The organism is Cupriavidus sp. H18C2 (assembly GCF_049393795.1).
Taxonomy (GTDB): Bacteria; Pseudomonadota; Gammaproteobacteria; order Burkholderiales; family Burkholderiaceae; genus Cupriavidus; species Cupriavidus pauculus_C.
The window spans coordinates 3,217,656-3,244,256 of the sequence record NZ_CP186010.1 but is presented as its reverse complement, the minus strand read 5'-3'; the positions used below and the strand labels follow the sequence as shown (position 1 = coordinate 3,244,256).

The following is a 26,601-nucleotide window of genomic DNA, read 5'->3' as shown; positions in this document are numbered from 1 at the left end:
GGCGCGGAAGTTGCACCAGTGCAGCACCGCGCCGGCCCTTTGTATTTGTAGGTTTGGATGGCCAGGTGACGTCTAATCCTCGTCAGACCGGCGTCCGGCTATTTGTAACTAATTTGCTTTTCGATGGGCCGTTCTGACAGAATGTTTGCCCTGTCTGAACTAGCACCGCCGAGTGCGTCAAATCGCAATGGATTTGGCGCACTTCACACCCAAGGAATCCAAACCATGATGGTGTTGTATTCGGGTACCACCTGCCCGTTTTCCCAACGTTGTCGCCTCGTCCTGTTCGAAAAGGGCATGGACTTCGAAATCCGCGACGTGGACCTGTTCAACAAGCCGGAAGATATTTCGGTGATGAACCCGTACGGCCAGGTGCCGATCCTCGTCGAACGTGACCTGATCCTGTACGAATCGAACATCATCAACGAGTACATCGACGAGCGCTTCCCGCACCCGCAGCTGATGCCGGCCGACCCGGTGCAACGTGCCCGCGCCCGCCTGTTCCTGTTCAACTTCGAAAAGGAACTGTTCACCCACGTCTACGTGCTGGAGAACGAGAAGGGCAAGGCCGCCGAGAAGAATCACGAACGGGCCCGCGCCGCCATCCGCGACCGCCTGACCCAGCTTGCGCCGATTTTCGTCAAGAACAAGTACATGCTGGGGGAGGAATTCTCGATGCTCGACGTCGCGATCGCCCCGCTGCTGTGGCGCCTGGATCACTACGGTATCGAGCTGTCGAAGAACGCCGCGCCGCTGCTGAAGTACGCTGAGCGCATTTTCAGCCGTCCGGCCTATATCGAAGCACTGACCCCGTCCGAAAAGGTCATGCGTCGCTAAGACGTACCGGCGCCACCGCCACGCGTAATGCCAGAAACCTCCACCAAGCCCTACCTGATCCGCGCCATCTACGAATGGTGTACCGATAACGGCTTCACGCCGTACATCGCAGTGTTCGTCGACGCCAACACGAACGTGCCGCGCGAATTCGTCAAGAACAACGAAATCGTGCTGAACGTGAGCTTTGACGCAACCAGCGGACTGGACATGGGCAACGAGTGGATCAGCTTCAGCGCACGCTTCGGTGGCGTATCGCGCAAGATCGACGTGCCCGTGGAAAACGTGCTGGCGATCTATGCGCGCGAGAACGGCCAGGGCATGGCCTTCCCGGTGGAACGCAGCATCCCCGAAACCCAGGCCGCCACGGAACGCGAAAACAACCCGCCTCCCAAGCTGGCCTCGGTCGACGCGGACACGCCCGCAACGGTCCCCGCGGAAGCGGGCATCGAAGGCCCGGACGACGAGCCCACGCCGCCGCCCGTCCCACGCATCGGCGGCAAGAAGCCATCCCTGAAGGTCGTCAAATAAGCCATCGCCAAGACACACCGCATAAAGTAGAATCGCGGTCTGCACCAGACATGCCGGCTTAGCTCATCAGGTAGAGCAGTTGATTTGTAATCATCAGGTGGCGGGTTCGAGTCCTGCAGCCGGCACCAACGAATTCAAGGGGTTACGCAAGTTTTGCGTAACCCTTTTTATTTGTGCCCCGCACTCTGAGCGTCAGGGGCTACCGACGTTCGCTCTTGATGATCTCGGCAAGCTCTTCCACGCTCAGCCATGGGCGTGATGCATGTACTACCCTGTGGCAATTAGCGCAAAGTAGTGCAAGCTCGTCCAACCGTGTAATCCCGCCTTCTGCTAGCGAGTGAAGTGGCCGAGTGTGGTGGACATCAATAATGTTAGCGCCGCGGTTGCCGTACTCCGCCTCGAAGTCAAAGCCGCAGGCCTCGCAGCAAAGGCGGCCATACTTCTTTCTCGCAGCTGCTTTAGCGGCAAGTACTAAAGCGCGGCTTCGTTCACGTACACGGTGCACGCGAGTAAGTATCCGCCCCTCTTCGGCTTCTGCGACTTCAGGCTCTTCCGGACCAAGGCCAGCGCCAGTCAACGGGTCATCGATAGCTTGAATAATTGCCCCACATACCAGGGATAGTTCAAGTGGGTTGCCGGCATATCTCGCCCATACGATCTCTTCGTCTTTATTGCCCCTAGCAAGCCCAACTTTTCCGTTTTTCGTGTATTCGGGGTCGAAGCGGCGGAAGTTCATCATTTTCATGTAGACGCCGTTTCTATTGCGGTATGAGCCGTCATGTCCCAGACCTAAGGTTGCGCCCATCTTATTTAAAGTAAGAGAGAGCGCAGCCACCTCGGGGCTGTCCTTGCTGGGTGGAGCGGAGCGATGCGTCAAGTACAACTGAAGCGCCAGGAGCAATTCGTCGCGGGACCAAACGGGATTGCGCTTAACGGTGCTACCTGTCACAGCGTCCTTGGTGAGACTTGCGTTGTCAGGCAGAAGAGATGGCGTATTCGACTTAAGGGGCATGGAAGGGTTCTAGTTCTCATATTCCCCCTATTTTCATCAGATTCGATGCACTTCAGTCAACTTTAAGTCGACTACAACAAAAAAGACGAACGCCGCCGGGAGCAATCCCCCGTGCGGCGTGTGATCAGTTCCTAGCTGTGGAGGGCTCTAGCTTTCCTCCGACGACTCACCCCCATCAAGCCCCCACCGGCTTCCCTTCCTTGTGCCGCAGCACCACCGTCGACGAGCGCGACGGCAGGTTGGCGTCCGGCCAGTTGCCGCCGGCGGCGCCGGTGCCGGTCGGGTGCTGGATGTTGATGAAAAACGTGGTCAGGTCCGGCGTGTAGGCGATGCCGGTGATCTCGCAGCCTACCGGGCCGACCAGGATGCGGCGCGTCTGGCGCGTCGTCTGGTCCAGGTAGTGCATCGAGTTGGCGCCGAAGATGCTGGTGACAGACGACCCCGTGCCGGCGTCGGTCTGGATCCACAGGCGGCCCTTGGGGTCGACGCGGATGCCGTCCGGGCTGCTGAACGTCGAGCCGACGATGTTGCCCTTCTGGTTGGCGGCGGCGATGGACGGGTCGCCGGCCAGCAGCAGGATTTCCCACTTGAACTTGGTTGCCAGCGGCGAATCGGCGTCCTCGCGCCAGCGCACGATGTGGCCGTGCGGGTTGGTGGCGCGCGGGTTGGCTGCGTCGGTCTGCACGCGGCCGCCGTTGTTGGTCAGCGTGCAGTAGATCGTCTTGTCCTGGCCCACCGTGATCCACTCCGGGCGGTCCATCAGCGTGGCGCCGGCCACGCGGGCGGCGGCCTTGGTGTTGATCAGCACGTCGGCCTGGGTGTTGAAGTCGATGGCCACCGGCGTCGTGGCGCCCGGAGCGGCCTGGGTCCAGTTGCCCGGGTCCGATGCGCCGGCCACCAGGCCGTTCTTGCCCTGGGTCAGTTCGATCCAGTCGCCGGTGCCGTCGGCGTTGAAGCGGGCGGCGTACAGCGTGCCGTTGTCGAGCAGGCTGGCGTTGTTCAGGCGGTTGGTCGCGTCGAACGCGCTCGACGGGATGAACTTGTAGATGCAGCCCGGCGTGCCGTCGTCGCCCATGTAGAACGCCACGCGGTTGCTGGCGTCGGCCATGAACGCGGTGTTCTCGTGGTCAAAGCGGCCCATCGCGGTGCGCTTGACCGGCAGGCCGGACAGTTGCTGCAGCGGGTCGATTTCCACCACCCAGCCGTAGCCCTCGTCGGGCTGGGTCGGGTCCAGGTAGTTGTCGGTGGTTTCCTCGCAGGTCAGGTACGTGCCCCACGGCGTATGGCCGCTGGAGCAGTTGTTCAGCGTGCCGATGACCACCGGGCCCACCGCGCTGGCGGCCGGGCCCGAGACACGGTAGGCCGTGTTGCCCGAGTAGCGCTTGTTGTAGAGCGAGTTGCGCTTGACCTGCCACTTGCCGGCCACCAGTTCCACCTCGATGACCGAGACGCCGACCGACGACAGCACCACGCGCTTCTGCTCCGGCGTGGCCGTGGCGGCGTTGTAGGCGGTGGGCAGCAGGATGGCCGCGTCGGGGGCCTCGTGGTTCATCACCAGCAGGCCGCCCTTTTGCGGATCGACGCCCGGGATCTCGAAGAAATGCATGCCGTCGTGGTTGCCGCCGGCCTGCTGCTCGGTCTCCATCGACGTCTGGAACGCGCCCTTGTAGCCGGCCGCGCCTGCCGCGACGGGGTCGCCGGCCGAGAACAGGACGTACGTTTCATACGTGTCCGGAACGGTCACCTGGTTGGCCGTGATCTTCGACGGCAGCGACTGGAAGTTGACGCTGTAGTCCAGCGGCTGCTGGCCCGGTGCCGGGGCGGGCGCGGGGGCCGGGGCAGGTGCCGGCGCGGGCGACGGGGCCGGCGCGGCGCCGTTGTCGTCGTCGCCGCCGCAGGCAGCCAGCAGGGTGCCGCCGCCGAACGCGGACAGCAGCGAGACGCCCAGGCTGCCACGCAGCACGCGGCGGCGTGCGGGGTTGGCGGCCACCAGTTCTTCCAGCGTCTGACCCGGGACGGTCTTGTTGCCCTCGGCGTCGCGGCGCGGCGCGCGGAGCTTGTCGGTGATGTACGACATGGATGGATTCCTCCAGATTTTTGTGGGGGCGGCCGCCGTGCGGACGGTGCCGTAGGGATTAGCCGGCCAGATACTAAGGAGGGAATGTGTCGCTTTAGTTACGGAATGACTCGTCATGGAGTCATTGCCGGGGCCGCCGGGGGCGGCCGGGTGCCGCTTCAGAACGCCGCCGGGGGTCCGATAACGGTGAGGGGGGCAGGTCCGTCAAGGGTTGCGGTGTCCGATGACAGGGTGATGGCATCGGCGCCTGCCTCGCGCATAATCCGCACACGCGGAACATCGACCCTTCCTGAAAAGGGCAAAACATATCCGCCGTTCATTTTTTTGTTGGGTACAACAGGAGAGGTCAAACATGCATAGCAAACTGGCAGGCCGCCGCCTTGCGCGACTGGCCGCGGCAACCCTCGTCGCCACGCTCGCCGCCTGCGGCGGAGGCGGCGACGACGACGGCGGGTCCGTGGTGCGGGTGTCCGAAGCCACCACGCTGGCGCCGACGGCCGTCACCACCGTGGACACCGCCACCACGCGCTGGATGCCGTCGCTGAACGACACCTGGCAGCTCCAGCTCCAGGGCACGATCAACACCAGCTACAACGTGGCGGTCTACGACATCGACCTGTTCGATACGCCGCAGGCCACCATCAACGCGCTCAAGGCGCAGGGCAGGCGCGTGGTGTGCTATTTCTCGGCGGGCAGCAGCGAGAACTGGCGGCCCGACTATTCGAAGTTCAAGCCGTCCGACATGGGCAACGCGCTGGACGGCTGGGCGGGCGAGCGCTGGCTCGATACCCGCTCGGCCAACGTGCGGGCGATCATGCAGGCGCGCATGGACCTGGCGAAGTCCAAGGGCTGCGACGGCGTGGATGCCGACAATGTCGATGGCTACACCAACAACCCGGGCCTGCCGCTGACGGCCGCCACGCAGCTCAACTACAACCGCTTCCTGGCCGACCAGGCGCACGCGCGGGGCCTGGCGATCGGGCTGAAGAACGCCGTCGCGCAACTGGCCGACCTGGCGTCGTCGTTCGACTTCGCGGTCAACGAGCAGTGCTTCCAGTACAACGAGTGCAGCGGCTATTCGGCCTTCACGGTGCAGGGCAAGCCCGTGTTCAACGTCGAGTACCAGGCGAAATGGAAGGACGCCACCACGCGCCAGAAGCTCTGCGCCAAGGCCAGGGCGCTGAACCTGCGGACGCTGGTGCTGCCGCTGGCGCTGAACGACAAGTTCCGCTATAGCTGCGACTGAACGGACGCGGTAATCGCGCCCGCGCCCCCGGTCCGATGAAGTTCAGGGCCAGGGGCGCGGACCGGCGGCCTAAGCCTGCGCCGGCCCCCGCTCCATCTCGCGCCACGCCAGGTACAGCCGGGTATCGAACTCCAGCTGGTGATAGCGCGGCTCCATATGCTCGCAGAGCCGGTAGAACGCCTTGTTGTGATCCGATTCCTTGAGGTGCGCCAGCTCGTGCACCACGATCATCCGCAGGAAGTCGGCCGGCGCGTCCTTGAATAGCGACGCCACGCGGATTTCCTTCTTCGCCTTCAGCTTGCCGCCCTGCACGCGCGAGATCGCCGTATGCAGGCCCAGCGCATGCTGCGCCGTGTCCAGCCGGGCGTCGTAGCCCACCTTGTGCAGCGGCGGGGCGCTGCGCAGGTATTCCTGCTTGATCTCGGTGGTGTAGTCGTACAGCGCGCGGTCGGTCTGGACCAGGTGCCGGTCGGGATAGCGGCGCGCCAAGTGGTCGCCCAGCGTGCCGGCCGCCATCGCGGCGCGCACCTGGTCGAGCACGTTGGGCGGATAGCCGCCCAGGAATCGCATCGGGTCCTTGGCGCCCGGCCGCCAGTCCTGGTTCACGGCCGGGTCAGTGGTGGTGATGGTGGTGGTGCATCCAGCCGTTGTCCAGCGAGTTCACGAAGGAATCGACGGCGTCCTTGTCGCCGGTGGCGTGGCGCATCATCTCGCCACACTTGCAGAAGCCCTGGTACGGCGTGATGTGCGAGCAGGCGGACGTCTTCTGCAGGTACAGCGTGACGGGTTTGGTGCACTTCTTGCACTTGAACTTCAGGGTCAGGGCGGGTTTGCTCATGGGATTCGGCTGATAACGGCGCGCGAGGCGGAACCCGGCATTGTACCGGCGCCGCCCGGCCGGCGTGGGACGCCCCATCGCCCGCCGGCCCGTTTGCTACACTGCCGCCATTCCCCGAATCCCAACCGAATCCAAACCGAACAGGTCCTCATGGCACAGTACGTTTTCACCATGAACCGCGTGGGCAAGATCGTTCCGCCCAAGCGTCACATTCTCAAGGACATCTCGCTGTCGTTCTTCCCCGGCGCCAAGATCGGCGTGCTGGGCCTGAACGGCTCGGGCAAGTCCACGCTGCTGAAGATCATGGCCGGCCTCGACAAGGAGATCGAGGGCGAAGCCACGCCGATGCCGAACCTGAACATCGGCTACCTGCCGCAGGAGCCGCAGCTCGACCCCGAGCAGACCGTGCGCGAATCGGTCGAAGAGGCCCTGGGCGGCGTGTTCGAGGCGCGCAAGAAGCTCGACGAGATCTACGCGGCCTACGCCGAGCCGGACGCCGACTTTGACGCGCTGGCCGCCGACCAGGCCAAGTACGAGGCGATCCTGGCCGCCAGCGACGGCAACAACGCCGAGCTCCAGCTCGACATCGCCGCCGATGCGCTGCGCCTGCCGCCGTGGGACGCCAAGATCGGCCACCTGTCGGGCGGCGAGAAGCGCCGCGTGGCGCTGTGCCGCCTGCTGCTGTCGCGCCCCGACATGCTGCTGCTCGACGAACCCACCAACCACCTCGACGCCGAATCGGTGGACTGGCTCGAACAGTTCCTCACGCGCTTCCCCGGCACCGTGGTGGCCGTCACCCACGACCGCTACTTCCTGGACAACGCCGCCGAGTGGATCCTGGAACTGGACCGCGGCCACGGCATTCCGTGGAAGGGCAACTACAGCTCGTGGCTGGAGCAGAAGGAAAACCGCCTGAAGCAGGAAGAGGCCAGCGAATCGGCCCGCCAGAAGGCGCTGAACAAGGAACTGGAATGGGTGCGCCAGAACCCGAAGGGCCGCCAGGCCAAGTCCAAGGCGCGTCTGGCCCGCTTTGACGAGCTGAACAGCCAGGAATACCAGAAGCGCAACGAAACCCAGGAAATCTTCATCCCGGTGGGCGAGCGCCTGGGCAACGAGGTGATCGAGTTCGACAACGTCAGCAAGGGGTTTGGCGACCGCATGCTGATCGAGAACCTGAGCTTCAAGGTGCCGCCGGGCGCCATCGTCGGCATCATCGGCCCGAACGGCGCCGGCAAGTCCACCTTCTTCAAGATGCTGACCGGCAAGGAACAGCCGGATAGCGGCGAGATCAAGATCGGGCCGACGGTCAAGATGGCGTTCGTCGACCAGAGCCGCGACGCGCTGGACGGCAACAAGACCGTGTTCGAGGAAATCTCGGGCGGGTCGGACATCCTGACCGTGGGCAAGTACGAGACGCCGTCGCGCGCCTACATCGGCCGCTTCAACTTCAAGGGCGGCGACCAGCAGAAGACCGTGGGCACGCTGTCAGGCGGCGAGCGCGGCCGGCTGCACATGGCCAAGACGCTGATCGCGGGCGGCAACGTGCTGCTGCTGGATGAACCGTCGAACGACCTCGACGTGGAAACGCTGCGCGCGCTGGAAGACGCGCTGCTGGAGTTCGCCGGCTGCGTCATGGTGATCTCCCACGACCGCTGGTTCCTGGACCGTATCGCCACCCACATCCTGGCGTTCGAAGGCGATTCGCACGTGGAGTTCTTCCCGGGCAACTACCAGGAATACGAAGCCGACAAGAAGAAGCGCCTGGGCGAGGAAGCCGCCAAGCCGAAGCGCATCCGCTACAAGCCGATCTCGCGCTGATCGGCGAAACCGGCGTCTCCCGCCCTGCGGGAGCGGGAGACACCGGCACCGCCTTGCCCCTCCGCCTTACCCCTTCACCAGCCGTACCAGCGTGATCTCGGACGGCGCCCCGAACCGCTTCGGCGGACCCCAGTAGCCCGTTCCGCGGCTCACGTAGATCCACATGTTGTCGTGCCGGTTCAGCCCATGCACATAGGGCTGCTGCATCGGCACGAACAGGTTCCAGGGCCAGAACTGGCCGCCATGGGTGTGTCCCGACAACTGCAGGTCGAAGCCAGCCGCCGCCGCCGCCGGGGCCGAGCGCGGCTGGTGGGCAAACAGCACGCGGGCCGCGGCGCCGGCCGGGGCGCCGTCCAGCGCCTTTGCCGGGTCGCTGCGATGGCTCTCGATGAAGCCGCCCGCCGTGAAATCGGTCACGCCCCCGAGCACCAGCGACGCCTCGCCGCGCGCCACCACCACGTGCTCGTTCATCAGCACCCGCAGTCCCAGCCGCGTCAGTTCCTCGATCCACGACTCCGCGCCCGAGTAGTACTCATGGTTGCCGGTCACCACGTACGCGCCATGCGGGGCCGACAGCCGCGCGAACGGCGCCGTGTGGGGCGCCAGCTCGCGTACCGACCCGTCCACCAGGTCGCCGGTCACGGCGATGGCGTCGGGCTTGAGCCCGTTTACGGTGTCGACAATGCGGTCCAGGTAGGGCGCCTTGATCGTCGGCCCCACGTGGATGTCGCTGATCTGGGCAATCGTGAAGCCGTGGAACGCCTCGGGCAGCCCGGCGATCGGCACGTCCACCCGCTTGACCCGCGCCAGCCCGCGCGCGTTGAAGTAACCGATGACCGACACGGCGACGGACAGCCCGACCACGGCCGTGGCGCTGTAGAACGCCAGCCCGGCCGGCTGCCAGCCCGCCAGCATCGCCACCAGCAGGAACAGGTCGCGCGCAAAGGTCAGGACCAGCAGCGATGAGAAAAATCCCATCGCCAGCATGCCGGTCCAGCTCAGCTTGTCGGCCCAGCCGCCGGCCAGGCGCCGCGCCATCAGCGCGGCCGGGATCAACAGGGCCGACGCCACCAGCCACAGCACGGCCAGCGCGTGGACGGCCATCGGCAGTGGCAGGGCGGGCAGCAGCCGGGCGCCGATATAGGCGTGCAGCAGGCCAACAATGGCGGTGGGAACGAGCAGGGAACGGCGGGAGCGCCTGGTACTCATGGCAGGGGGGGGGCGGAGTCGGATTCGGGTGTAGGTGAGGCTGTGCCGGGCAGGCTTCAAGGGCCGGATGACGAATTCGCAACCTGGCCCCGGGACGATACCGGCGCTCCCCGCCCTCGGACAGCCCAAAAGTGATCTGTCCGTTTTACGGAAAGCTCCTGAATGTTTTCGTCCCACATTGTTCCGGCAACCCCACTAATTTAGATTGAGTTGTCGCCGATTGCCGGAGCTTCCATGTCTTTTGCCACGCCTCGCCCGCTTGGCCGGGTCCTGATTGCCGTCGCGCTGCTCGCGGCCGCCGCGCCGCCCACACTGGCCACGCGGCCGGCCTCCCAGGCCGGGGCCGCCCAGAAGCTGGCCCCGCTCACGTGGCCGCGCCACTTCGAGGCCGCCGGCGAACAGGTGGAGCTGTACCAGCCCGAGATCGAGAAATGGGAAGGCAACCGGCTCTCCGGCCGCGCCGCCGTGGCAATCGGGCCCCGCGAAGGCACGCCGGTCTACGGCGTGGCGCGGTTCTCGGCCCTGGCCGACATCGACAAGCCGTCGTCGCTGGTCCAGCTGTCGAACATCCGCATCGACAGCGTGGACGTGCCCACCCGCCCCCAAGCCGCCGACAAGCTGCGCCAGGCACTGATCGACCGCGTGGCCGCGCCCGGCCTGACCGTGCCGCTGGAAGAACTGCAGGCCAGCTACGCCGTCTCGCAGCAACTGGCCCGGGCGGCGCGCGTGCCGGTCAAGAACGACGCGCCGCAGATCCTGTTCGCCACCACGCCCACCCTGCTGGTGCATGTCGATGGCGATCCGGCCTGGCGCGACGTACCCGGCACCCCGTTCGAGCGCGCCATCAACAGCCGCGCGCTGCTGCTGCGCGACGGCGGCGGCGAGCTGTGGCTGCAGGCGGCCGGCTACTGGTACCGCTCGGAATCGGCCGGCGGCACGTGGGAATCGGTGCAGAACCCGCCCGCCCCGGTGCTGGGCGCCGCCAGCCGCATCAAGGCCGCCAAGGACGGGGCCCGGCCCGATCCGATGCTGCCCGCCGACGGCAAGACGCCGCCGCGCCCGCCCGCCGTGCTGATGGCCACGCGCCCGGCCGAGCTGATCCTGACCTCGGGCGAGCCGCAGATGACGCCGGTGGCCGGCACCGGGCTGCTGGCGATGTCGAACGCCGACCACGCGGTCTTCATCGACCCGTCGAGCAACCAGACCTACGTGCTGCTGTCGGGCCGCTGGTTCCGCGCGGCCATGCTCAACGGCCCGTGGGAATTCGTGCCGGGCGCCCAGTTGCCGGCCGAATTCGCGCGGATCTCGCCGCAGGACCCCAAGGCCAACGTGCTGGTGTCGGTGCCGGGCACGCCGCAGGCGCGCGAGGCCGAGATTGCCGCGACGATCCCGCAGACCGCGTCGGTCTCGCGCAGCAAGGCCGTGGCGGCCATCACCTACGACGGCACCCCCAGATTCGAGTCGATCCCGGGCACGTCGCTGCGCTACGCGGCCAACACCGGCACCCCGGTAATCGAGGTCGACCCGTCGCACTACTACGCCGTGGTCAACGGCGTCTGGTTCACCGCCAGCGTGCCCGGCGGCCCGTGGCAGGTGGCCACCGAGGTCCCGTCGGCCATCTACACGATCCCGCCCAGCTCGCCGCTGTACTACGTGACCTACGTGCGGATCTACTCGGTCACGCCCACGACCGTGGTGGTGGGCTACACGCCCGGCTACCTGGGCGTGGTGGTCAATCCCGACGGCACCGTGGTCTACGGCACCGGCTACGTCTACCCGCCCTACGTCGGCACCTATTACTACGGCTATCCGGTGACGTACGGCTATGGGGCCGGCTTTGGCATCGGCGTGGCCGAAGGGTTTGCGTTCGGCTTCGCGGCCGGCGCCATCTGGGGCACGGCAGTGCCGTACTGGGGTCCGTTCTGGTACGGCGGCGCCAGCTTCGTCAACATCAACCAGGCCAATTTCTATGGCCGATGGGGGCAGGGCACCGTGACCCATGCGGAAGGCTGGAACGCGTGGACGGGTACCCAGTGGCGCGGCACCGCCGGCGCCGGCTACAACGCCGCCACCGGCGCCCGCTTCCAGGGCAGCCAGGGCGCCGCCTTCAACCCGTACTCGGGCAACTACGCGGCGGGGCGCCAGGGGTCGTTCGCCAACCCGTCCACGGGCCGCGAGGGGGCGGCGCGCGGCGGCGTGGTGGGCAACGAATACACCGGCAACGTGGCGGCCGGCCGGCAGGCGGCGGGCTACAACGCGCAGACCGGCCGCGTGGCCGCCGGCGAGGCCGGCATCGCGGGCAATACGCAGACCGGCCAGTACGCGGCCGGCAGCCGTGGTTTCGTGGCCAATCCGAACAAGGACAACGCCGTGGTATGGAACAACGGCAATGTCTATGCTGGTCATGACGGCAACGTCTACCAGCACACCGACGACGGCTGGCAGAAGCACACCGGCAACGGCTGGGAGCCGGTGCAGCCCAACCAGGACATGCAGGGCCGGCTGGACCAGCAGCGGCAGGCGCGCCAGCTTGGCCAGCAGCGCTTTGGCAACGCGGCGGCGCAGCAATGGCAGGGCCGCTTCGCGGGCGGCGGGCGGTTTGGCGGAGGTGGCGGCCGGTTCCACGGGTTCCGGCGCTAGGCGGCAGGCGCGGAAGGCGCGGAAGGGGAGGGGGCGAAGACGGCGCCCGGGGCCGCGGCGGAATCGACGATTTCCCTTAACGTCCCGAATAAAAGATTCATTGGCCGCAGACTTTGTGCGGACATAACCTGCCGACTACACGGGCGCGGTCCGCGTGCCTGGTCCACAGGGGAGCGGCGGATGACTAGGGCAGTGCAGGCGGCGCGCGTGCGCCGGTTCGCGGGTCTGGTAACGACGATGGTCTTGCTGGCGGCGTGCGGCAAGTCCGAGCCGCCGCCCGCGGCGCAGCAGCCGGTGCCGGTGCAGGTCTTCCAGACCCGCGCGCAGGACCTGCCCGTGACGTTCGACTTCGTCGGCCAGACGCAGAGCGACCAGGCCGTCGACATCCGCGCCCGCGTGGCGGGCTTCCTGGTCAAGCGCAACTACACCGAAGGCTCGGTGGTCAAGGCCAACCAGCTGCTGTTCGAGATCGACCACAAGCCGTTCCAGGCCCAGCTCGACGCGGCCCGCGCGCAGTTGCAGCAGCAGAAGGCCCGGCTGGAGGTGGCGCGCGCCAACCTGTCGCGCGTGAAGCCGCTGGCCGAGCGCAACGCGCTGTCGCAGAAAGACCTGGACGACGCCACCGGCAACTTCCACGAGGCGTCGGCCGGCGTGGAGCAGGCCACCGCCGAGGTGGAGACCCAGCAGCTCAACCTGTCGTACACCTACGTGCGCTCGCCCGTGGACGGCGTGTCCAGCTTCGCGGTGCTGCCCGAAGGCGCCTACGTCAGCACCACCAACAGCCTGCTGACGACGGTATCGACGCTGCAGCCGATGCGGATCAACTTCAGCGTGTCGGAGCCGCAGACGCTGCAGTTCCGCGCCCAGCGCCAGGACAAGTCGCTGGTCGTGCCCGATGACCAGCACTACACCGTGACCGTGGTCATGGCCGACGGCAGCGCGTACCCGCACAAGGGCCGCATCACGTTTGCCGACGCCACCTACAACGAGAAGACCGGCACGTTCCTGGTGCGCGCGCTGATGCCCAACCCGGACGGCGTGCTGCGCCCCGGCCAGTTCGTGCGCGTGCTGGTGGAAGGCGCGCGGCGGCCCGGTGCCATCGTGGTGCCGCAGCGCGCGGTCATGCACGGGCCCAAGGGCGACGTCGTGTTCGTCGTCGACAAGGACAACAAGGCGTTGCCGCGCCCGGTGATGGTGGGCGAGCTGTCCGGGTCGATGTGGCGCATCGCCAAGGGCCTGCAGCCGGGCGAGGTGGTGGTGGTGGACGGCGCCGGCAAGCTGACCGAGGGCGCGCCGGTGCGCGTGACCGGCGAGGCGCCGCTGGCGGCCGTGGGCGAGGGCAGCCGGCCCGCGTCGGGCGCATCGGGTGCGTCGGGCGCGCCGGGCGTGCCCGGTGCGTCGGCGCCCGGTGCCGCCCCGGCCTCGGCGCCGGCCGCCAGGACCTGAGCCGGAGGCCGCCATGCTCTCAGCCTTCTGCGTCAACCGGCCCATCTTCGCGATGGTGGTGTCGCTGATCATCGTCATCGGCGGCGGGGTGGCGATGTTCGCGCTGCCCATCGCCCAGTACCCGGACATCACGCCGCCCCAGGTGACGGTCAGCGCCACCTACGCGGGCGCCGACTCCGACACCGTGGCCCAGACCGTGGCCGCGCCGATCGAGACCCAGGTCAACGGCGCGGACAACATGATCTACATGCAGTCCACGTCGTCGCCCACGGGGTCGATGACCCTAAACGTCTATTTCGACATCGGCACGGACCCGGACACCGCGCAGGTGCAGGTGCAGAACCGCGTGAACCTGGCGCTGCCGCAGTTGCCCGACACGGTGCAGAAGACCGGCATCAACGTGCAGAAGCGGTCGTCGAGCTTCCTGCTGCTGATCGCCGTGTACTCGCCGGACGGCCGCTTCGACCAGCAGTACATCAACAACTACGCCAACCTGTACGTGCTGGACGCCATCAAGCGCGTGAACGGCGCCAACCAGGCGCAGATCATGGGCTCGGCGGACCTGGCCATGCGGATCTGGCTGCGCCCGGACCGCATGGCCGCGCTGGGCATCACCGCGCAGGACGTGCAGCGCGCCGTGCAGAGCCAAAACGAGCAGTTCGGCGCCGGCAGCGTGGGGCAGGCGCCCAACGCGCGCCCGGTGGAGCTGTCGTTCCCGCTGGTCACGCCGGGGCGGCTGACCACGCCCGAGCAGTTCGACAACATCATCCTGCGCGCCGACAGCCAGGGCGCGGCCATCGTGCGGCTGCGCGATGTGGGCCACGCCGAGATCGGCCAGCAGCAGTACACGCTGCGCTCGTCGCTGAACAGCAAGGCGGCGACGATCATCGCGGTCTACCAGCAGCCCGGCTCCAACGCGATACAGGTGGCCAAGGACGTCAAGCAGACGCTCGACGAGATGTCGAAGACGTTCCCGGCCGGCATGGCCTACAAGGTGTCGCTGGATACCACGGAGTTCGTCAGCGCGTCGATCGAGGAAGTGGTCCACACGCTGGTGGAGGCCGTGATCCTGGTGGTGCTGGTGGTCTTCATCTTCCTGCAGAACTTCCGCGCCACGGTGATCCCGGTGCTGGCCGTGTTCGTGTCGATCATCGGCACCTTTGCCGGGCTGCTGGCGCTAGGTTTCTCGATCAACCTGCTCACGCTGTTCGCGCTGGTGCTGGCCATCGGCATCGTGGTGGACGACGCCATCGTGGTGGTCGAGAACGTCGAGCGCAACATGTCCGAATTCCACCTGTCGCCGCGCGACGCCACGCTGCGTGCGATGGAGGAGGTGACCGGCCCGGTCATCGCCATCGTGCTGGTGCTGTCGGCCGTGTTCATCCCGGTGGCGTTCGTTTCGGGCACCACGGGCCAGCTCTACCGGCAGTTCGCGCTGACGATCGTCGTGTCGGTGGTGATTTCGGGCTTCTGCGCGCTGACGCTGTCGCCGGCGCTGGCCGCCATGATCCTCAAGCCCGGCCACCACACGCCATGGCGCGGCTTCGTCTGGTTCAACACGAAATTCGACCGGCTGGTGCACCACTACGGCAACTGGGTGCGCGGGTTCATGCGCCGCGTGGTGCTGGCGCTGGTGCTGTTCGCGGTGATGATCGTCGCGGTCTGGCAGATGTTCTCGCGCATCCCCACCGCGTTCGTGCCGGCCGAGGACCAGGGCTACGTGCTGGTGGCCGTGATCATGCCGGACTCGGCCAGCCTGGACCGGACCGAGAAGGTGACCGAGCAGGTGGCGGCCATGTTCCGCGAGCACTCGGCCGTGGAGGACGCCTCGGCGCTGTCCGGCTACAGCTTCATCGACAGCCAGTACAAGACCAACGCCGGCACGGTCTTCGTCGGCATGAAGAGCTTCAGGCAGCGTGACACGGCCGACCTGGGCGTGCCGGCCATGCTGCAGGCCATGACGCCGAAGCTGCGGGCCATTCCCGAGGCCGTCATCATCCCGGTGAACCCGCCGTCGATCCCGGGGCTGGGCTCGCAGGGCGGGTTCGAGTTCTGGGTGCAGAGCCGGGGCACCGGCAACACGGCCGAGCTGGAAGCCGCGACGCGCAACTTCATCAAGGCGGCGGCCGGTCATCCGGAGCTGGGGCGCCTGACCAGCACCATCCAGTCGGCATCGCGCCAGATGCGCGTGGAGGTGGACAAGGAAAAGGCCGAGACCATGGGCGTGCCGATTGCCGATGTCTACGGCACGCTGCAGACGCAGTTCGGATCGCTCTACGTGAGCCAGTTCTCGCAGTACAGCCGCGTCTGGCAGGTGATCCTGCAGGCCGAGCCGCAGTTCCGCGGCACGCCGAACGACCTGGAGTACCTGTACGTGCGCGGCCGCGACGACAAGATGGTGCCGGTCTCCGGCCTGCTGCTGAACCGCTACGGCAGCGGGCCAGACCTGCTGTCGCGCTTCAACAACTTCCCGGCCGCCAAGATCACCGGCGACGCCGCGCCCGGCTACAGCTCGGGCCAGGCGCTGGCCGCCATGGAGGCCGTGGCGCGCGAGACGCTGCCGGCCGGCTACGGCTTTGCGTGGAGCGGCGAGGCGTTCGAGCAGAAGAAGTCGGGCAACACTACCACCATCGTGTTCGTGTTCGGCATCGTCATGGTGTTCCTGATCCTGGCCGCGCAGTACGAGTCGTGGTCGCTGCCGCTGTCGATCCTGACCGCCGTGCCGTTCGGCATCTTCGGCGCGCTGCTGGCCATCCTGCTGCGCGGGCTGTCGAACGACGTGTACTTCCAGATCGGGCTGGTCACGCTGATCGGGCTGGCGGCCAAGAACGCGATCCTGATCGTCGAGTTCGCGGTGATGAAGCACAAGGAAGGGCTGTCGCACGCCGACGCGGCCGTGGAGGCCGCCAAGCTGCGGCTGCGCCCGATCGTGATGACGTCGCTGGCGTTCATCCTGGGCGCGGTGCCGCTGTTCATCGCGTCGGGCGCGGGCTCGAACTCGCGCCATTCCATCGGCACCGGCATCATCGGCGGCATGATTGCGGCCACCACGCTGGCGCTGCTGTTCGTACCGTTGTTCTCGTGGCTCGTCGGCACCGCAGCGGACAAGTGGGCTGCCCGCAAGCGCCGGCGCACGCCGGAAGCCGCCACCACCCCCACCACGCCGCCCACGCCTCCCGCAGGAGAACCATCATGACCAACCGTACCTGCCGCTGCGTGGCGATGGCCCTGGGCGCGGGCCTGATGACGGGCTGCGCCATCGGGCCCGACTACGAACGCCCCGAGGTGGCGCAGCCGCCGGCCTACCGGCTCGACACCGGCCTGCTGACCGTGGCCGCCGACGGCGACTGGTGGAACGCGTTCAACGACCCGGTGCTGACCGCGATGGTCGAGACCGCGCTGCGCAACAACTACGACGCGCGCATCGCCTCGGCCCGCATCGACGAGTTCCGCGCCCGGCTGATGATCGCGCGCTCGGGCCTCTATCCGCAGCTCAACGCCACGGCATCGGCGGCACGACAGAAGAGCGGATCGTTCAACGGCACGCCGTTCCAGTCGTTCGGCGGCCCGCAGAACAGCTACGAGGCGCTGCTCAACGCGAGCTGGGAGATCGACCTGTGGGGCCGCATCCGCCGCCAGGCCGAGGCCGCGCAGGCGGACCTGTGGAACGCCGAATACGCGCGGCGCGGCGTGGTGCTGTCGCTGGCGGCGGCGGTGGTGCAGGGCTACGCCACGCTGCGCGGGCTCGATGCCCAGTTGGAGGTGGCCCAGCAGACGCTGACCACGCGCGGCCAGGCGCTGGACATCTTCCGGCAACGCTACGAAGGCGGCGTGATCTCGCAGGTGGAACTGGCGCAGTCCGAGAACGACTACTACTCGGCCGAGGCGACGATCCCGTCGCTGCGCGCGTCGATCGCCCAGACCGAGAACGCGCTGTCCTACCTGCTGGGCCGCGAGCCGGGCCCGGTGGAACGCGGCGCGACCATCACCGAACTCCAGGCTCCGGCCGTGGGGGCCGACCTGCCGGCGGCGCTGCTGGCCCGGCGGCCAGACATCCTGCAGGCCGAGCAGCAGGCCGTTTCCGCCAACGCCCAGGTGGGCGCCGCGCGGGCGCTGTTCCTGCCATCGGTCAACCTGTCGGGCTTCTTCGGCGCGCTGGCAACGTCGCCAGGCGCGCTCTGGCAGAGCGCATCGCAGATCTGGGGCTTCGGCGCGGGCCTGACCCAGCCGGTGTTCCAGGGCGGCGCCATCCGCGGCCAGGTGAACGCGGCCGAGGCCGTCAGCGCGCAGGCGATGCTCGGCTACCAGTCCAGCGTCATCAACGCACTGGCCGACGTGAACACATCGCTCGCCTCGGGCGTGGAAACCCGCAACCGGCTCACCAGCCTGCGCAAGCAGGAGCAAAGCCTGACGATCTACGCCGATCAGGCGAACGCGCGCTACGAGGGCGGCTATTCGAGCTATCTCGAAGTCACCGACGCGCGGCAGAAGCTATTTACGGTGCAACTGGCCGCCATCCAGGGCCAGGTCGACGTGCTGACCAGCGCCGCAGGGCTTTACAAGTCGCTAGGCGGCGGCTGGCCCGCCGTGCCGACCGACGTGCGCGATGCCGGGATGGTCGGCGACGCACGGGCAACGCTGCCACCGTCAGCGTCGGCATCGACGAGCCCGCCGGCTGCGCAGTGAGGCCGCTCAGCCCGAACGCCGCGTTCGGTTGTCTCCCCTCTCCCGCCATGGCGGGAGAGGGGCCGGGGAGAGGGCCAGCGGTGCAATTGCGACCAGTCGGCAAGCAGACCCTCAACGCCCTCTCCCCCAACCCCTCTCCCGCAGGCGGGAGAGGGGAGCAAAACCATCGGCAAGGTCTGAAGAGGGAAGCAAAAACCAGCGGTGAGCTTGAACGCCACCGCCTGTTGTCTCCCCTCTCCCGCCACGGCGGGAGAGGGGCCGGGGGTGAGGGCCAGCGGTGCAATTTGCGACCAGTCGGCAAGCAGACGCTCAACGCCCTCACCCCAGCCCCTCTCCCGCAGGCGGGAGAGGGGAGCAAGAAACCATCGGCAAAGTCTGAAGAGGGGAGCAAAAACCAGCGGTAGAGCTTGAACGCCACCGCCTGTTGTCTCTGTAGTGGTCCAATTTCCTCAGACAGGTCGATAGGTGGAAAATCACGATCGACGAGGAAAGGACGACATGACAAAGCAACGTCGCAAGTTCGACGCCAGCTTCAAGCTGGAGGTGGTCCGGATGATCCGGGACCAGGGGCTTTCGGTGGCCGAGGTCTGCCACACGATGGCCATTGGCGAGACGGCCGTGCGGCGCTGGCTGGCGCAGTACGACGCGGAACTGGCCGGCGGCAAGGGCATTGGCCGGCCGCTGACGCCCGAGCAGCAGCGCATCCGCCAGCTGGAGGAAGAGAACCGCCGCCTGAAGGAGGACAACCTGATCCTAAAAAAGGCATCGGCCTTCTTCGCCCGCGAGCTGAAGTGATCTATCACGCAGTCAGCGCGCTGGAGAAGGAGGCCGTGGCGGTCAGCCGTGCCTGTCGGGTACTGGGAGCGAGTCGCGCGGGTTACTACGCGCACCGGCGCGGCCGGCCGGTCAACGTGGAGCGCAACCGGCAGCAGATCCACGTACGGGCGGCATTCGAGGCGAGCGGGCGCACCTACGGCAGCCGGCGCGTAGCACGGGATCTGGGCAGACAAGGCGTGAAGATCGGGCGCTATCGGGCGCGCACGCTGATGCGCCAGGCCGATCTGCGTCCGGTCTGGAAGCGCAAGTTCGTGGCGACGACCAACAGCCGGCACGACCGGCCGGTGGCGCCGAACGTGCTGGGCCGGCAGTTCAGTCCGGTGCAGCCCAACCAGGCCTGGGCGGCGGATATTACCTACGTCCGCACGGCCGAGGGCTGGCTGTATGTGGCGGTGGTGCTGGACCTGTATTCGCGCAAGGTAGTGGGATGGGCCATGGCAGCGGCCATGCCTGCATCGCTGGTGGTCACGGCGTTGAGGATGGCGATCCAGCAGCGCAATCCGTCACCGGGCCTGATCGTGCATTCGGATCGGGGCAGCCAGTACGCGAGCGAGGAATACCGGGGCTTGCTGGGACGCCACGGCCTCATTTGCAGCATGAGCCGGCTGGGCGATTGTTGGGACAATGCGGTGGCCGAGCGCTTCTTCCTGAACCTGAAGATGGAGCGCATCTGGCAAAGGCGCTACGTCGACCGGGCTGAAGCCCGGCGCGACATTACGCAGTACATCGTCGGCTTCTATAACCCGGTGCGATTGCACTCGACACTGGGATATGAGTCGCCGCAGGAGTTTGAGGACAAGTTCAAACGCCAGACAACCTTAATACCTGTCTGAAAAAACTTGACCACTACAACCTGCTCCCCTCTCCCGCGCCGCGGGAGAGGGGCCGGGGGTGAGGGCCAGCGGTGCAAATTGCGACCAGTCGGCAAGCAGACGCTCAACGCCCTCACCCCCAGCCCCTCTCCCGCAGGCGGGAGAGGGGAGCAAAAACCATCGGCAAAGTCTGAAGAAGGGGAAGCAAAACCAGCGGTAGAGCCTGAACGCCACCGCCTGTTGTCTCCCCTCTCCCGCCATGGCGGGAGAGGGGCCGGGGAGAGGGCCAGCGGTGCAAATTGCGATCAGTCCGCAAGCAGACGCTCAACGCCCTCACCCCCAACCCCTCTCCCCGCAGGCGGGAGAGGGGGAGCAAAACCATCGGCAAGGTCTGAAGAGGGGAAGCAAAAACCAGCGGTAGAGCTTGAACGCCACCGCCTGTTGTCTCCCCTCTCCCGCCATGGCGGGAGAGGGGCCGGGGGAGAGGGCCAGCGGTGCAAATTGCGACCAGTCGGCAAGCAGACGCTCAACGCCCCTCACCCCCAGCCCCTCTCCCGCAGGCGGGAGAGGGGAGCAAAACCATCGGCAAGGTCTGAAGAGGGGAAGCAAAAAACCAGCGGTAGAGCCTGAACGCCACCGCCTGTTGTCTCCCCCTCTCCCGCCATGGCGGGGAGAGGGGCCGGGGGAGAGGGCCAGCGGTGCAAATTGCGACCAGTCGGCAAGCAGACGCTCAACGCCCTCTCCCCCAACCCCTCTCCCGCAGGCGGGAGAGGGGAGCAAAAACCAGCGGCAAGGTCTGAAGAGGGAAGCAAAAACCAGCGGGAGAGGGGAGCAAGAAACCATCGGCAAATTCACCGCGCCGACCAAACCGCCTGCCGCACGCCGATCGCCGTCACCAGTCCATAAGCCGTAATCCCCAGCGCCACGCCGAGGAAATGGCCGTCCAGGCCCATGCCGGCGACGTTGGCCAGCAGCCAGCCGCCGCCGGCGGCCAGGGCGATGCGGCTCAGGCCGGCCAGCACGGGCCAGCGCATGCGGGCCGCGCCCAGCGAGGCGAAGTAGAGCGCCATCCCCAGCCCGAAGCCGCCGAACGCCGGGCCGACCCATGACAGCGCGCGCGCGGCGATGGCGGCCACTTCGGCGTCCTGCGTGAACAGGGCGGCAAAGCGGGCCGGTGCCAGCCCCACGGCGGCGCCCACCGACCCGGCCAGCAGCAGCGCCAGCAGCGCGCCGACCCACGCGGTGCGGCGCGCGGTGTGCCAGTCGCCGGCGCCCACGGCGCGGCCGACCAGCGCGGTGAGGGCCGATCCCACGCCGAATGCCAGCGGGATCATCAGGAATTCCAGCCGTGCCGAGATGCCGTAGGCCGCCACGGCCGTCGTGCCGTAGTGGCGCAACTGCGCGGTCACCAGGATCGTGGTCAGGTTGGCCACCGACGCCAGCGCGCAGGCCACCAGTCCCACGGCCAGGATGCGATGGAACAGCGCGCGCGACAGCTTCACGCGCAGCGTCGGCACGAAGCCCGCGCCGCCGCACAGCACCACCCAGGCCATCATCAGCGCCGCCGCCCAAGACGCCGCCGCAAGCCCCGCGCCGATGCCGGCCAGCCCCATCCCCAGCCGCTCCGCGAACCACCACGCCAGCACCGGAAACGCGATCCACATGCCGGCCAGCACGCGCGCGGCCAGCGCGTGGCGGCCGCCGCCACGCAGCACCGACGCCAGCGTGTTCGCCAGCCACGCCGGGATGGCGCCGGCGCCAAACAGCCAGATCGCATAGGTGGCGGCGGCCTCGGCGGCCGTGGCGCCCGCCACCGCGCCGAATACCGCGTGCGGAAAGCCGGCCAGCGCCACCGCGAACGCCAGCCCGGCGGTGATGGCGATGATGACCGCGTGCATCACCAGCGTCGATGCCTCGTCGCGCCGCCCGGCACCGAGCGCGCGGGCGATGGCCGACACCACGCCGCCGCCCATCGCACCCGCCGACATCTGCTGCAACAGCAGCGCGAACGGCAGCACCACGGCCCAGCCGGCCAGCGCCGCCGTGCCCTGGCGCGCCGCCAGCCAGGTTTCGATCAGTTGCGACGCGGCCTGCAGGAACGCCACGAGGCTCGTCGGCGCGGCCAGCACGGCAATGCGCCGCGCGATCTCGCCCGACGATACCGGCTCGGCCGGGGCGGCAGCGCCGCCCAGCGTCATCGCGTCAGGCTTGCTCATGGGCGGCCTCCGCGGGGTCCAGGCCGGCAGCGGCGGCCGGATCGCCAAAGCGCTCGCGCAGGTAGCGTCCCGCGCCGGGGCCGGGCCGCACGCGCAGGTCGTCCACCGTGATCGTGCTGCCGTCGGCCCGGGTCAGGCACCCGGCCACGATCTCGGCGCCGTCGCGCCGGTCTTCCAGCACGGTCAGCGGGCCCTTGTCGTCGGCCAGCCAGCGGTCGGCCCACGCCTTGAGCGCCACGTAGACGGGAAAGAAGTCGCGCCCCATGTCGGTCAGCCGGTACACGTGCCGCGCGCCGCCGCCGGGCGCCGGCACCTTTTCCAGCAATCCATGGCCCACCAGCGTCTTGAGCCGGGCGCTGAGGATGTTGGGCGCGATGCCCAGGTGCTTTTCGAATTCGTCGAAGCGGCTGCTGCCGTAGTAGACCTCCCGCATCAGCAGGATCGCCCAGCGCTCGCCCAGCATGGCCATCGAACGGGCCACCGGGCACGGCATGTTGGCAAAGTCGGTAGGTGCCATCGTCTCCCCTTTTTACTTTTGATATGCAAGTCACATGGATTCGATCATAGCTTGCAATTTGAAAGTTGAAAGGGGTTTAGCGCCGGACCTGTGCGAATACCGGCGGGCCGGCGCCGCGCGCGGCGGGAACGACGCTACAGTGCACAGCCATCGAAGACGCCGTGCCCACGCGCCGGCCAGCCCAAGGAGACTTTCCATGCCCGCAGACCTCTGGTTCGAATCGTTGCATCGCCCCGGCGCCGAAGTGCTTGACCGTGGCACGCGGCTGGCCGGCGGCCTGCGGCGGCTGGGGTTGGAGGCGGGCGGCGTGGTGGCCGTGCTGCTGCGCAACGACCCCGTCTTCGCCGACGTCGTGTTCGCGTGCCGCACGGCCGGCGTCTACTACTGCCCGATCAACTGGCATTTCATGGCCGACGAGGTGCGCTACCTGCTGCAGGACAGCGGCGCGCGCGTGCTGATCGTCCATGCCGACCTGCTGGCCGGCGTGCAGGCGGCCGTGCCGGCCGGGGTGACGGTGCTGACGGTGGGCGGCCCGCACGCCGGCGCCACCGACTACGAGCCGTGGCTGGCCGCGCAGGCCCGGTACGATGGCCCGCGCGTGGCGCCGCGCGGGCATCTGGCGTACACGTCCGGCACCACGGGGCGGCCCAAGGGCGTGCTGCGCGCGCCGGTGCCGCTGGCCGAGGTCGATGACCAGCAGGCGCGGCTGCGCTCGCTGATCCGGCAGGCATACGGCATCGTGCCGGGCTGCCGCGCGCTGATGTCGGCGCCGCTCTATCACAGCGCGCCCAGCGTCTACGTGCAGAACGCGCTGCAGATGGCCGAGCGGCTGGTACTGACGCCGCGCTTCGATGCCGAGCAGGTGCTGGCGCTGGTCGCGCAGCATCGCATCGACGTGCTGTACCTGGTGCCGATCATGTACGTGCGGCTGCTGAAGCTGCCGCCCGAGGTGCGCGCGCGTCATGACCTGTCGTCGATCCGCTTCGTGGCGTCCACCGGATCGCCGTGCGCGCCCGAGGTCAAGCGGGCGATGCTCGACTGGCTCGGCCCGGTGATTCACGAAACCTACGCGTCGAGCGAAGCGGGGCTCGTGACCGTGGCCACGCCCGCCGACGCCATGGCGCGGCCCGGCACGGCAGGCAGGCCCGTCGATGCCGGCAGCGTGCGGATCCTCGACGAGACCGGCCGGCCCTGCGCGCCCGGCGAGGTGGGGCTGGTCTACGTGCGCCAGCCCGCGTACCCCGATTTCACGTACCTGAACAACGACGCCGCGCGGCGCGCCATCGACGTCGACGGCCGCGTCACGCTTGGCGACATGGGCTACCTGGATGCCGACGGCTACCTGTTCATCTGCGACCGGGCGTCGGACATGGTGATTTCCGGCGGGGTCAATATCTACCCGGCCGAGATCGAGCACGTGCTGGCTGGCCACCCCGGCGTGGCCGATTGCGTGGTGTTCGGCGTGCCCGACGACGAGTACGGCGAGCGCCTGCACGGCGTGGTGCAGCCCGTGGCCGGCGCGGCCGTGGAGCCGGCGGCGCTGGTCGACTGGCTGCGCGCGCGGCTGTCCGGCTTCAAGGTGCCGCGCACCATCGAGATCGTCGACCAGTTGCCGCGCGACGAAACCGGCAAGCTGGCCAAGCGCCGGCTGCGGGACCGCCACTGGGCCGGCCGGCAGCGCCGCGTCTGACGCCGCCTCGGGGGCCGATGGCCGGGCCCCGGGCCGCACAATGCAGCGTGGGCGGGGCGTATAGTGGAGGGCGTTTTGTTTCACGCCCCGCACGCCCCCGCATGCCTACCGCATCGACGCCATGACCGATCCTGTCGAGCCGCCCGAATCCAGCCAGTCCTCCCGCCCGCCTTCGGCCGCCGATGCCCGGCCGCCGGACGGCAACCCCGACGCTTCCGCCACAGCCCCGTCAGCCGCCGACGTTGCATCACGCCGTGACAGATTGCGCGCGCTGCAACTGCGCGCGCGCCGCACCGCGCATCGCAAGAGCCGGCAGGTCGGCCGCATCTCGCGCACGTCCATGCGCTACGCCGCGTTCATGTGCGGCGCCGGCTGCGTGGCGCTGTTCTCGATCGTGTTCGCCTATATCGCCGAGGTGGCGCTGCGCTGGAACACGCAGCTCACCAGCGCCACGCCGTGGCTGGCGTTCGTGATGCTGCCGTTCGGGCTGGCCGGGCTGCGCTGGATGACGATCCGGCTCGCGCCGCAGGCGCGCGGCAGCGGCATCCCGCAGGTGATCGCGGCGGTGACGCTGCCGCCGGCCGGCACCGCGCAGACCGTGCTGGTGTCGTTCCGGCAGTCGATGTGGAAGGTGCTGCTGACCACGGGCGCGCTGCTGGCCGGTGCGTCGGTGGGCCGCGAGGGGCCGTCGGTGCAGGTGGGGGCCGCCGCGATGCTGGCCTGGGGCCAGTGGTGCCAGCAGAAGCTGCGCTTCCGCATCGGCTTTCATCCCAACGCGCTGATCGCTGCCGGGGCTGCCGGCGGGCTGGCGGCGGCGTTCAACACGCCGCTGGCGGGCGTGGTCTTCGCCATCGAGGAACTGGGCCGGGGCACGGCCGTGCGGTGGGACAGGCTGGTGCTGTCGGGCGTGCTGACGGCCGGCTTCCTGTCGCTGGCGGTGCTTGGCAACAACCCGTACTTCAGCGTCAAGGTGCCGATGCTGGTGCTGCACGACGCCTGGGGCCCGGTCATGCTCTGCGCCGTGGTCAACGGCGTGCTGGGCGGGTTGTTCGCCAAGCTGCTGATCCGCGGCGTGCCGGGGCTGGTGCCATCGGCGTGGCGCGGCTGGACGTCGGCGCATCCGGTCTGGGTGGCGTTCTGCTGCGGGCTGGTGGTGGCCGTGCTGGGCTGGGCGACGGCCGGCGCCACGTTCGGCACCGGCTACGAGCAGGCGTCGGGGCTCATCAACGGCGAGCCGCACGGCACGCTGTGGTTCGGGCTGGCCAAGTTCGTGGCCACGGTGGTGTCGTACTTCGCGGGCATCCCGGGCGGGATCTTCACGCCGTCGCTGGCTATCGGGGCCGGCATCGGCGCCAACGTGGCAGACGTCGTCACGCACGTGCTGCACATCGGCATGGCCGAGCCGCGCGTGCTGGCGCTGGTGTCGATGGCGGCGTTCCTGGCCGCCGCCACGCAGGCGCCGATCACCGCCAGCGTCATCGTCATGGAGATGACCCGCACCCAGGACCTGACGATCTACCTGCTGGCGGCGTCGCTGCTGGCGTCGTTCCTGTCGCGCCAGTTCAACCCGCACCCGTTCTACCACCACATGGGCCACGCGTTCCGGCGCGAGGCGATGGCGATCGGCCGCAAGGCGGCGGCGTAGCGACCGCGGCCGGCTGGCGTTACAGCCAGTTACAAAGTCCTGCCCGCGCCACGGGCCGAAGTGTGGGTTTGGCAGCAAAAGTCCCGTGGCGGGCACTTGGACGATGCTCTACCATGTGCCGCGCACGGACCGATGGCGGCAGATCGATCGGCGTGCCTGTGTACCGGCGGCACAGCGACGCGCCGGGCGAACTGGCAGTGCTTTTCGGGGGAGCAGGACATGGCCACGCAACGACCGGGCGGCTCGCGCCCACAACCGTCTCAACGTACGTCCCAGAACCATCCGTCGCGCCCGGCGCCGCATCGTGCCGAACGGCCGGCGGCGCCGTGGGATGGCAGCCTCAGCGCCGACACCGCGATCTGGCATACGCGCGGCCTGCAGACAGAATCGCGCCTGCGCGCGCCGGTGGCGCGGCGCACCCCGTCGCGGCAGTTGCCGCCCAGCCCGGTACCCCGGCTGATCCTCTGGGCGGTGCTGATCGGCGCGGCGCTGGTATGCTTCCAGGCCGTGAAGCATCTGCTCTGACCGGCCCTGTCGGCCCGGCATC

19 protein-coding genes and 1 tRNA gene are annotated in these 26,601 nt (G+C 68.1%); 13 read left to right on the top strand and 7 right to left on the bottom strand.

All coding sequences use genetic code 11. The annotated features are described in order from the left end of the window. Positions 1–225: 225 nt before the first annotated feature. From EPAKOI_RS14685 to EPAKOI_RS14675, 3 genes are all read left to right on the top strand, one after another. Positions 226–837 (top strand): glutathione S-transferase N-terminal domain-containing protein, encoded by a 612-nt coding sequence (locus tag EPAKOI_RS14685; RefSeq protein ID WP_008643086.1) that lies wholly within the window; start codon positions 226–228, stop codon positions 835–837. 27 nt (positions 838–864) lie between these two features. Beyond that, positions 865–1,365 carry a ClpXP protease specificity-enhancing factor gene (locus EPAKOI_RS14680; RefSeq protein ID WP_423192504.1) on the top strand — a complete coding sequence of 167 codons (501 nt, stop codon included), beginning with the start codon at positions 865–867 and terminating at the stop codon, positions 1,363–1,365. Between the two features lie 52 nt (positions 1,366–1,417). Next, positions 1,418–1,493, top strand: a tRNA-Thr gene (locus tag EPAKOI_RS14675). Positions 1,494–1,564: 71 nt separating this feature from the next. On the opposite strand, the gene EPAKOI_RS14670 is transcribed toward EPAKOI_RS14675, so the two are convergent. Together EPAKOI_RS14670 and EPAKOI_RS14665 are read right to left on the bottom strand one after the other, a co-directional pair. Then, positions 1,565–2,377: an HNH endonuclease gene (locus EPAKOI_RS14670; protein ID WP_423192503.1), complete on the bottom strand. Its 813-nt coding sequence runs from the start codon at positions 2,375–2,377 to the stop codon at positions 1,565–1,567. A 175-nt stretch (positions 2,378–2,552) separates the two neighbouring features. Next, positions 2,553–4,454 (bottom strand): PhoX family protein, encoded by a 1,902-nt coding sequence (locus tag EPAKOI_RS14665; RefSeq protein WP_124683111.1) that lies wholly within the window; start codon positions 4,452–4,454, stop codon positions 2,553–2,555. A 352-nt stretch (positions 4,455–4,806) separates the two neighbouring features. Between EPAKOI_RS14665 and EPAKOI_RS14660 the strand changes: the two genes are divergently transcribed. After that, positions 4,807–5,700, top strand: a complete 894-nt coding sequence (locus tag EPAKOI_RS14660; RefSeq protein ID WP_423192502.1) for an endo alpha-1,4 polygalactosaminidase — start codon at positions 4,807–4,809, stop codon at positions 5,698–5,700. A 69-nt stretch (positions 5,701–5,769) separates the two neighbouring features. Here EPAKOI_RS14660 and EPAKOI_RS14655 read toward each other — a convergent pair whose 3' ends face one another. Together EPAKOI_RS14655 and EPAKOI_RS14650 are read right to left on the bottom strand one after the other, a co-directional pair. Further along, a complete protein-coding gene (locus EPAKOI_RS14655; protein WP_124685024.1) occupies positions 5,770–6,270 on the bottom strand; it encodes a M48 family metallopeptidase in 501 nt (166 codons plus the stop codon). Positions 6,271–6,313: 43 nt separating this feature from the next. Beyond that, on the bottom strand, positions 6,314–6,538 hold the full coding sequence (locus tag EPAKOI_RS14650; protein ID WP_423192501.1) for a hypothetical protein: 225 nt from the start codon (positions 6,536–6,538) through the stop codon (positions 6,314–6,316). 150 nt (positions 6,539–6,688) lie between these two features. Between EPAKOI_RS14650 and ettA the strand changes: the two genes are divergently transcribed. Further along, a complete protein-coding gene (gene ettA, locus EPAKOI_RS14645) occupies positions 6,689–8,356 on the top strand; it encodes an energy-dependent translational throttle protein EttA (protein WP_313839958.1) in 1,668 nt (555 codons plus the stop codon). Positions 8,357–8,422: 66 nt separating this feature from the next. Here the strand turns inward: ettA and EPAKOI_RS14640 are convergent, their stop codons facing one another. Beyond that, positions 8,423–9,565: a metallophosphoesterase gene (locus EPAKOI_RS14640; protein ID WP_423192500.1), complete on the bottom strand. Its 1,143-nt coding sequence runs from the start codon at positions 9,563–9,565 to the stop codon at positions 8,423–8,425. Positions 9,566–9,799: 234 nt separating this feature from the next. Between EPAKOI_RS14640 and EPAKOI_RS14635 the strand changes: the two genes are divergently transcribed. From EPAKOI_RS14635 to EPAKOI_RS14615, 5 genes are all read left to right on the top strand, one after another. Beyond that, positions 9,800–12,205, top strand: a complete 2,406-nt coding sequence (locus EPAKOI_RS14635) for a carbohydrate-binding family V/XII (RefSeq protein WP_423192499.1) — start codon at positions 9,800–9,802, stop codon at positions 12,203–12,205. A 180-nt stretch (positions 12,206–12,385) separates the two neighbouring features. Continuing rightward, entirely contained in the window at positions 12,386–13,651 is a 1,266-nt protein-coding gene (locus tag EPAKOI_RS14630) for an efflux RND transporter periplasmic adaptor subunit (RefSeq protein ID WP_124683117.1), read from the top strand. 13 nt (positions 13,652–13,664) lie between these two features. Continuing rightward, positions 13,665–16,847: an efflux RND transporter permease subunit gene (locus tag EPAKOI_RS14625; RefSeq protein WP_423192498.1), complete on the top strand. Its 3,183-nt coding sequence runs from the start codon at positions 13,665–13,667 to the stop codon at positions 16,845–16,847. Continuing rightward, complete coding sequence (locus EPAKOI_RS14620; protein WP_124683119.1) at positions 16,844–18,337, top strand: efflux transporter outer membrane subunit; 1,494 nt, start codon at positions 16,844–16,846, stop codon at positions 18,335–18,337. The genes EPAKOI_RS14625 and EPAKOI_RS14620 overlap by 4 nt, the downstream gene beginning before the upstream one ends. Before the next feature lie 498 nt (positions 18,338–18,835). Then, a protein-coding gene (locus tag EPAKOI_RS14615; RefSeq protein ID WP_423192497.1) for an IS3 family transposase occupies positions 18,836–20,007 on the top strand; the annotation gives its coding sequence in 2 pieces (ribosomal slippage) (positions 18,836–19,103 and positions 19,103–20,007; 1,173 coding nt in all). Positions 20,008–20,837: 830 nt separating this feature from the next. Here EPAKOI_RS14615 and EPAKOI_RS14610 read toward each other — a convergent pair. Continuing rightward, positions 20,838–22,202, bottom strand: coding sequence for an MATE family efflux transporter (locus EPAKOI_RS14610; protein ID WP_423192496.1), 1,365 nt, complete (start codon positions 22,200–22,202; stop codon positions 20,838–20,840). Next, on the bottom strand, positions 22,189–22,719 hold the full coding sequence (locus EPAKOI_RS14605; protein WP_124683121.1) for a winged helix-turn-helix transcriptional regulator: 531 nt from the start codon (positions 22,717–22,719) through the stop codon (positions 22,189–22,191). Before EPAKOI_RS14605 ends, EPAKOI_RS14610 begins: the two co-directional genes overlap by 14 nt. Positions 22,720–22,915: 196 nt before the next feature. Here EPAKOI_RS14605 and EPAKOI_RS14600 point away from each other — a divergent pair, with 196 nt between their 5' ends. The 3 genes from EPAKOI_RS14600 (at position 22,916) to EPAKOI_RS14590 (ending at position 26,579) form a co-directional block, all read left to right on the top strand. Next, entirely contained in the window at positions 22,916–24,409 is a 1,494-nt protein-coding gene (locus tag EPAKOI_RS14600; RefSeq protein WP_423192495.1) for an acyl-CoA synthetase, read from the top strand. Between the two features lie 121 nt (positions 24,410–24,530). Further along, on the top strand, positions 24,531–26,054 hold the full coding sequence (locus EPAKOI_RS14595; RefSeq protein ID WP_124683123.1) for a chloride channel protein: 1,524 nt from the start codon (positions 24,531–24,533) through the stop codon (positions 26,052–26,054). Positions 26,055–26,273: 219 nt separating this feature from the next. Beyond that, entirely contained in the window at positions 26,274–26,579 is a 306-nt protein-coding gene (locus EPAKOI_RS14590; RefSeq protein ID WP_124683124.1) for a hypothetical protein, read from the top strand. Positions 26,580–26,601 lie beyond the last annotated feature (22 nt).